At 44.2% G+C, this 5449-nt stretch carries 7 protein-coding genes and 2 pseudogenes; 3 read left to right on the top strand and 6 right to left on the bottom strand.

Going from position 1 to position 5449, the window contains the following annotated elements; translation table 11 throughout:
* Window positions 1–732 precede the first annotated feature (732 nt).
* The gene (locus tag BEN30_RS18030) at window positions 733–981 is read right to left on the bottom strand and encodes a hypothetical protein (protein WP_084005615.1); all 249 of its coding nucleotides are present in this window, start codon (window positions 979–981) and stop codon (window positions 733–735) included.
* Between the two features lie 401 nt (window positions 982–1382).
* Here BEN30_RS18030 and BEN30_RS14670 point away from each other — a divergent pair, with 401 nt between their 5' ends.
* The gene (locus BEN30_RS14670; protein ID WP_069959082.1) at window positions 1383–1697 is read left to right on the top strand and encodes a hypothetical protein; all 315 of its coding nucleotides are present in this window, start codon (window positions 1383–1385) and stop codon (window positions 1695–1697) included.
* 60 nt (window positions 1698–1757) lie between these two features.
* Here BEN30_RS14670 and BEN30_RS14675 read toward each other — a convergent pair whose 3' ends face one another.
* From BEN30_RS14675 to BEN30_RS14685, 3 genes are all read right to left on the bottom strand, one after another.
* Window positions 1758–2084, bottom strand: a complete 327-nt coding sequence (locus tag BEN30_RS14675; RefSeq protein WP_069959083.1) for a DUF3768 domain-containing protein — start codon at window positions 2082–2084, stop codon at window positions 1758–1760.
* 59 nt (window positions 2085–2143) lie between these two features.
* A complete protein-coding gene (locus BEN30_RS14680; RefSeq protein ID WP_069959084.1) occupies window positions 2144–2599 on the bottom strand; it encodes a hypothetical protein in 456 nt (151 codons plus the stop codon).
* 123 nt (window positions 2600–2722) lie between these two features.
* Window positions 2723–3097 (bottom strand): DUF6626 family protein, encoded by a 375-nt coding sequence (locus tag BEN30_RS14685; RefSeq protein WP_069959085.1) that lies wholly within the window; start codon window positions 3095–3097, stop codon window positions 2723–2725.
* Between the two features lie 597 nt (window positions 3098–3694).
* Here BEN30_RS14685 and BEN30_RS14690 point away from each other — a divergent pair.
* Window positions 3695–4189, top strand: coding sequence for a hypothetical protein (locus BEN30_RS14690; protein WP_139135055.1), 495 nt, complete (start codon window positions 3695–3697; stop codon window positions 4187–4189).
* Between the two features lie 167 nt (window positions 4190–4356).
* Here the strand turns inward: BEN30_RS14690 and BEN30_RS14695 are convergent.
* Window positions 4357–4748 (bottom strand): annotated as a pseudogene (locus BEN30_RS14695) (response regulator).
* Window positions 4749–4890: 142 nt separating this feature from the next.
* Between BEN30_RS14695 and BEN30_RS14700 the strand changes: the two are divergent.
* Window positions 4891–5128, top strand: a pseudogene (locus BEN30_RS14700) (IS5/IS1182 family transposase); the annotation flags it as partial.
* Window positions 5129–5251: 123 nt separating this feature from the next.
* Here the strand turns inward: BEN30_RS14700 and BEN30_RS18035 are convergent.
* Window positions 5252–5449 (bottom strand): HU family DNA-binding protein (locus tag BEN30_RS18035; protein WP_170827078.1); only part of this gene is annotated, 198 nt, incomplete at its 5' end.

Consider the following 5449-nt stretch of genomic DNA (forward strand, 5'->3'; position numbering starts at 1 on the left):
TAAGGTTTCATCCAAGGATTCCTGAAGCCATCGTCCAGGGTTATCGATTCCGTGGACAATGCCGCCGTCAAAGATTTGTTCTGTTAGTTTTGGTGCTGTTTTTTCAAGCCCATTATCCAGGCCCCTGCTTTGTGCGAAAAGAACAAGAAAAAAGCCCCGGTCACGAGGACCGAGGCTTTCTAATCTGGCGGACAGGGAGGGATTCGAACCCTCGGTACGGGTTTACCCCGTACGGCGGATTAGCAATCCATTGAGCCACATTGAAAATATTATATTTATTATTACTTTTCAATAAGTTATAATGCTTATAATCACAGTAATTTAGTGACGTACGGTAAAACGCACGGTAGCGCACAAACCCAAAACGCAAGATACAAGCCAAAAACGCACGGTAAATCTGAGCATTAGCCGACTTCCAACAAAAACAAAACACGCTTACAATCCGCTATAAAGCTCGCACAAGCGCGATGGAGCGATTTCCGCTAACTACCGAGCGGGCTGAGCGTATCGTCGCGGTATAAGCGTTAAATCGAGTTTGTGCGGCGACACAACGAACAATCAATATTCTTCAGCCAACATTATCGCCATCACACAGACTGTTCATATATTGATGTTTTCTGCAACGTACGTACGCTCCACATACACACATCTTTGCACTGAGCGTAAATACTGGAAGCCAAACTATAGACTTTTGGCATTAAGCTCAGTTCCTATCCTCAATGCACCAATATCCTAACCGCCAAACCAAAAGTCGTGCATCTTCTGCAAAAACTCTGGCGTCAATAGCCCAACATCTTTGTCACCTAATATTGCATCGATCCCACAATATGGGCACATTGCCGTTCCAGTCCCTTCATTAAGCCAAATTACAATTTCTTTGGGATCAAATATTTTTAGGCAATGAAAACAGCCGCACTTTTGACTAACTTCAAGCGAATTGCGGTGTTTCCTACAATACTTATGGGCTACTTCAACATTCATTTCATCCCCCAGGCTTAACCTACTGGCTCACGATTAAATCCATTTTACACTCTATACATTATTATCGCTTTCCCCATACGCATAGTCCATGACCAAAGTTTATCAGCTACTTGATCATCAGATATGGAAATCCCATGGAGAATCTGTTCAAAGACGGAGAAGCCTCACTTGTATCTTGTCATTGGCACCCCCTTACCAAGAAGGTATGGAGACTTCTAGGGCAGCACTTAACTACCGAGCGGGCTGAGAAGGTTGGCGCTGTGTACGCTTAATTTTAGGAACATACGCGCAAAGCGAGAGGTTCTGTTAAGAATTGCATTTCCGCACACCTGGAGTAATCATAGTCTGTAACAGAAAGAAACAGGATAAGCTATGAGCAGCAGACCGAAGGAAACACGACTATGAAAAAAGGCAAAGACTTTGCTATTTCAATAGGTGTGATTTTAGCGCTTTACCTAGGCGCAGGATTATTAGGCAGCATTTTTTCAGGCGGTTTTGATAGATACTGCATGAAAAATCTCATTAAAGTAGGCGAAAATAGGGCGTACTGCACATGCGCTACAGGATATGTGGAAGAGTTTCTTTCCGAGGACGAAATAGATTATTTCATTGGTAAAAACAGCAACTACAAACCAACAGGGGATTATTATACTCGTGTGAGTATGGTCAATGTCGGCTTGAATGTAGTGTGCGTACCTGAAAAACGCCCAAGATAATAAGGCAGTTAATTCGAAAACTTAATTCTATAACAGCTGTGCTCTCATACAGCACAGCTATCAATATTCTTCAGCCAGCATAATCGTCAGCACACGGACAGTCTTTGCGCAATCGGCGGGCTCTTCACTGCCGACAGTCATCGACGGATCGTAATAATCAATCTTCCACATAGCCTTTGCGCCCGCGACAACAACGTTGCCCATGTCATGCTCGCCATATGGATCGTTGTTCGGCGTAAATGCATTAAACTCGCGCACAGCATTGATAACGGCTTCGCGGCGCCATTCATCCAATGACTGTATGCCTTGGGTGATAAAAACCTTACCGCCAAGGCCATGTTTACGAAGCTGGTCGTTAAGCTGAGAAATTTTATGATTGCGGCACATTGTCACCTCCATGAAAGAAGGGGGCCGAAGCCCCCTTTCCATCGCTAAACCGTTATCCATTATTTTTTGGACATGCGCTGACGTGCAGCGATGGCTTGGGCTTCGAGGATTTTGTCCAACTCGCCAGCTTCCACCGCTTGCTTGATGGTGTTCAGCGTAACCAGGACATCATTCAAGCTTTTGCCCGCCGCGATGGAGGGTTTGGATTTGTTGGAACCGAGCACAAGCGGCTTGTTGGCGTATTTGGGAGCAACATAGAAAGCGCCATCCAGTTCAAACCAAATCGGGCGAGGTTCGACTTCCTTCGTCACATGACGCCGGGTGCCATCTTCATCCGTAACGTAGTGCTTTTTGGTGATGGTGAAGGTTTCGCCAGCAATTGCGGCTTCCACTGCGCTGACTTGGGTGTTGATACTATCCAAAAATTTGGACTTGGCGCGTTCCAACGTGCTCACATGGCGTGTGTTCTTCGGCGCTTCAACATTCGAGAATTCAAGGGTTTTGATAATGGACATGGTGTGTCTCCAACAGTTGTTAAATCTGTTGGCACTGTCACCCCGATTTTCAACGCAGTCTCCCCGGTTTATTCAAAAAATTATCCTAACGTGTAAGGATAAAAATCAATCATGCTGTCCGCGCTAACGCCCGCTTTGTAAGCGTATCCAACAACATTTTAAGTGCGCTCGGATGATCGTCGATAACAACAGTACGTTTGTGCGGTTCACGCTGTAGCGATGTTTGTGAGATTGTTTCTCGAAGCTTATCCGCGAACTGTGTAGCGGTGTACAAAGCACTGCCTTGTCGCCGTGCTTGTTTGCGTGCAGCTCATCACCAAGTCCATATAGCTTCACCATCAACGTGCTTAGTGCTTCAACGCTGGCGTTGCGCTTGCTGGATTTGATGGTGGCGTAATAGCGCGGCGACTTGTGCAGCCAGTGTTTTGAAAAGTCTTCTTGAGAAGTCGTTAGCTGGTGTTCGATAAGAAATTTATAAATTGTGTTCAGTTCCTTCATCTATCTGTTTTCCTTGGGGTTTCAAGGGTGGCCAAATTACCACCCTGATCAATATTTATCGAAAAAATTCACATTTTTTAAAAATTAAATGGCCGGTTCGTGGATGGATTTTATAAATAAATACATACGCCGTTCAGTCGACGTGAACATTTGAAGTCTAGTGTTGGTGTCTAGTGTTTGGCGTATTTGATTAGTTGGAATTGGAAATGAAAAGTATTTGCTTAAAACATTTTATGTCAGGTGTTTCGTCATGTGTTACAGCGGGCTTGAGCCCAATGTCGTGTTATTCAAAGCTACAGCTGTGTCTACGAGAAGACGTGCTTATTTGGCTTCACACGAGACAAAAACACGTGACCTTGCCCTTTTGGGCTTCCTTACGGAACACGAGACAACACGTGACAACACAGGACGACACTCGACGTGAACACAAGACGCTACACGCGAAAAAAATGTTTAGATTTATTGTTCAATCCGCGCTTCAAAGCATAAATACAAATGCCAACAAGGCTCGTTTCATTGCCTTCCAGCTAATCAAATCAGGGGTAGCGCATTCCGCGTTACCCCTTTTTGTTTCAAGATTAGAAGGAGAAAATGAACATGAAGCAAAATTACAAACTTTGGTATAACCCAACCCCCAAACGCAACTCACCCGTTCACAAGGGCTATTCAATAACTGTCGATATAAACTGGGAAACGATATTTTATTTGAATTTTATGAGCCTGGATAATTGGTATGCGACGACACAATCACCGCAACTGGTGACAGATGAGATGAATTGTATAATTCCAGCCATCAATAAAAATCGGGCTGACGACAAACAAATGCTATTGGCGGATTTTACTCCGAAAGAACCACACTTTTTGGTTCCCCGATGGACATGCATGTTGAACGTAGAAAGCCACACACCTGAGCTTATATTTGTTAACTGGGCGGACATCAATCAGCGCGTATGTTGGATAATGTCAAAAAAGACACATTCCAAAAAAACCTCCGCCAACACCCATTTTTATGCTGATGATTACAACAAGCTGGAGATACAGCGTGGTGTGAAACAAGCAGTAAACCTAAATGGTTTTAGGGGGGCAGCGTGATGAAAAACAAACTTACAAAAAACCAAAATGAAAATTTGGGGCAGTTATCTCGCTGGCTTGGAAACCAGTATTTTAATAAAACCCATAAATTTCATGATTTGCAATTTCCGAATGCATCCATAGATATTTCCCCCTAGAAAACTCTCAACACACTAACAAATAAGGAATCAAGCGGCGGAAGGTTCTGGTTCACTTAATCCAAGGTGCTTGGCGATGGTAGCCAAAAACGATGGCACAGAAATAGGCTTGCTTATGTAATCATCACATCCGGCAGCCATCATTCTATCTTCATCGCCCTTCATGGCAAATGCCGTGCAAGCGATAACGGGGATATGCTTGAGTCATCATCCGCCTTCAACATCTTGGTAAGTTCCAAGCCATTTACTTCGGGAAGTTGGATATCCATGATAATTAAATCGGGGCGATGTTCCTTCGCCAACTGCATTACATCCGTCCCATTCATGGATTGCGCGACATCATAGCCACTTGCTTGAAGCAAATCATGGCACAGCTTCATGTTCAGTTCATTATCTTCAACGATTAAAATTTTATGTGGCATATTTTAGGGGCATCCACTTTCTACGCCAAGTTACATTGAAAAAGGATAACACGCTTTTATGGTTGCGATGTAATACATATGGACTACACCCAAAAGAATCATTAAATGATCCATCAGTTGGCTCCAAGCGAAGTATCAATGGTCAGCCATTGAAGCCACCATCGGTCATATGAAAACCGATGGGCGACTTGACTGGAACTTCCTCAAAGGCCAAGCTGGCGACGCCATCAACGCCCTACTGGCCGCCGCAGGCCACAACATGCGTCAGATCCTCAACGCCTTGCCTTGCCTGGATCATGAACGCTGCAGAAAAGACCCGCAAAATGGTACAAACAGATACTTTGCAGACCGCGAACAGGTTCCAAATATCAATGGCTTAAGCATTGTTCAGGACGAACTTGATAGGATTTTCGAGGAAGCTTGGGATGTGGAACAAGCTGCTTAGGAGATTTGAGGGGATGTGAAAATGTCCCCTCAATATTTTTTACGACATCCAGTGGAACTTAAAAGGACGCACCGGGTGTGCGCTTAGAATTGATCCGTAACTTTAGAGTTGACGATGGCCGAAATGTTAAAATATTACGAGGTAAAATAATTGCTTGTTCACCCGTCTTTGGGTTGCGGCCCATGCGTTTCTTTTTCGCACGAACGGAAAAACAGCCAAAAGAAGATATTTTCACGTAATCACCACTGACCAATGA

Source organism: Magnetovibrio blakemorei (assembly GCF_001746755.1).
GTDB classification, from domain to species: Bacteria; Pseudomonadota; Alphaproteobacteria; order Rhodospirillales; family Magnetovibrionaceae; genus Magnetovibrio; species Magnetovibrio blakemorei.

Coding starts and splice junctions, on each gene's coding strand:
- BEN30_RS18030 (WP_084005615.1), bottom strand. CDS start 981: ATGAATGTTGAAGTAGCCCATAAGTATTGTAGGAAACACCGCAATTCG.
- BEN30_RS14670 (WP_069959082.1), top strand. CDS start 1,383: ATGAAAAAAGGCAAAGACTTTGCTATTTCAATAGGTGTGATTTTAGCG.
- BEN30_RS14675 (WP_069959083.1), bottom strand. CDS start 2,084: ATGTGCCGCAATCATAAAATTTCTCAGCTTAACGACCAGCTTCGTAAA.
- BEN30_RS14680 (WP_069959084.1), bottom strand. CDS start 2,599: ATGTCCATTATCAAAACCCTTGAATTCTCGAATGTTGAAGCGCCGAAG.
- BEN30_RS14685 (WP_069959085.1), bottom strand. CDS start 3,097: ATGAAGGAACTGAACACAATTTATAAATTTCTTATCGAACACCAGCTA.
- BEN30_RS14690 (WP_139135055.1), top strand. CDS start 3,695: ATGAAGCAAAATTACAAACTTTGGTATAACCCAACCCCCAAACGCAAC.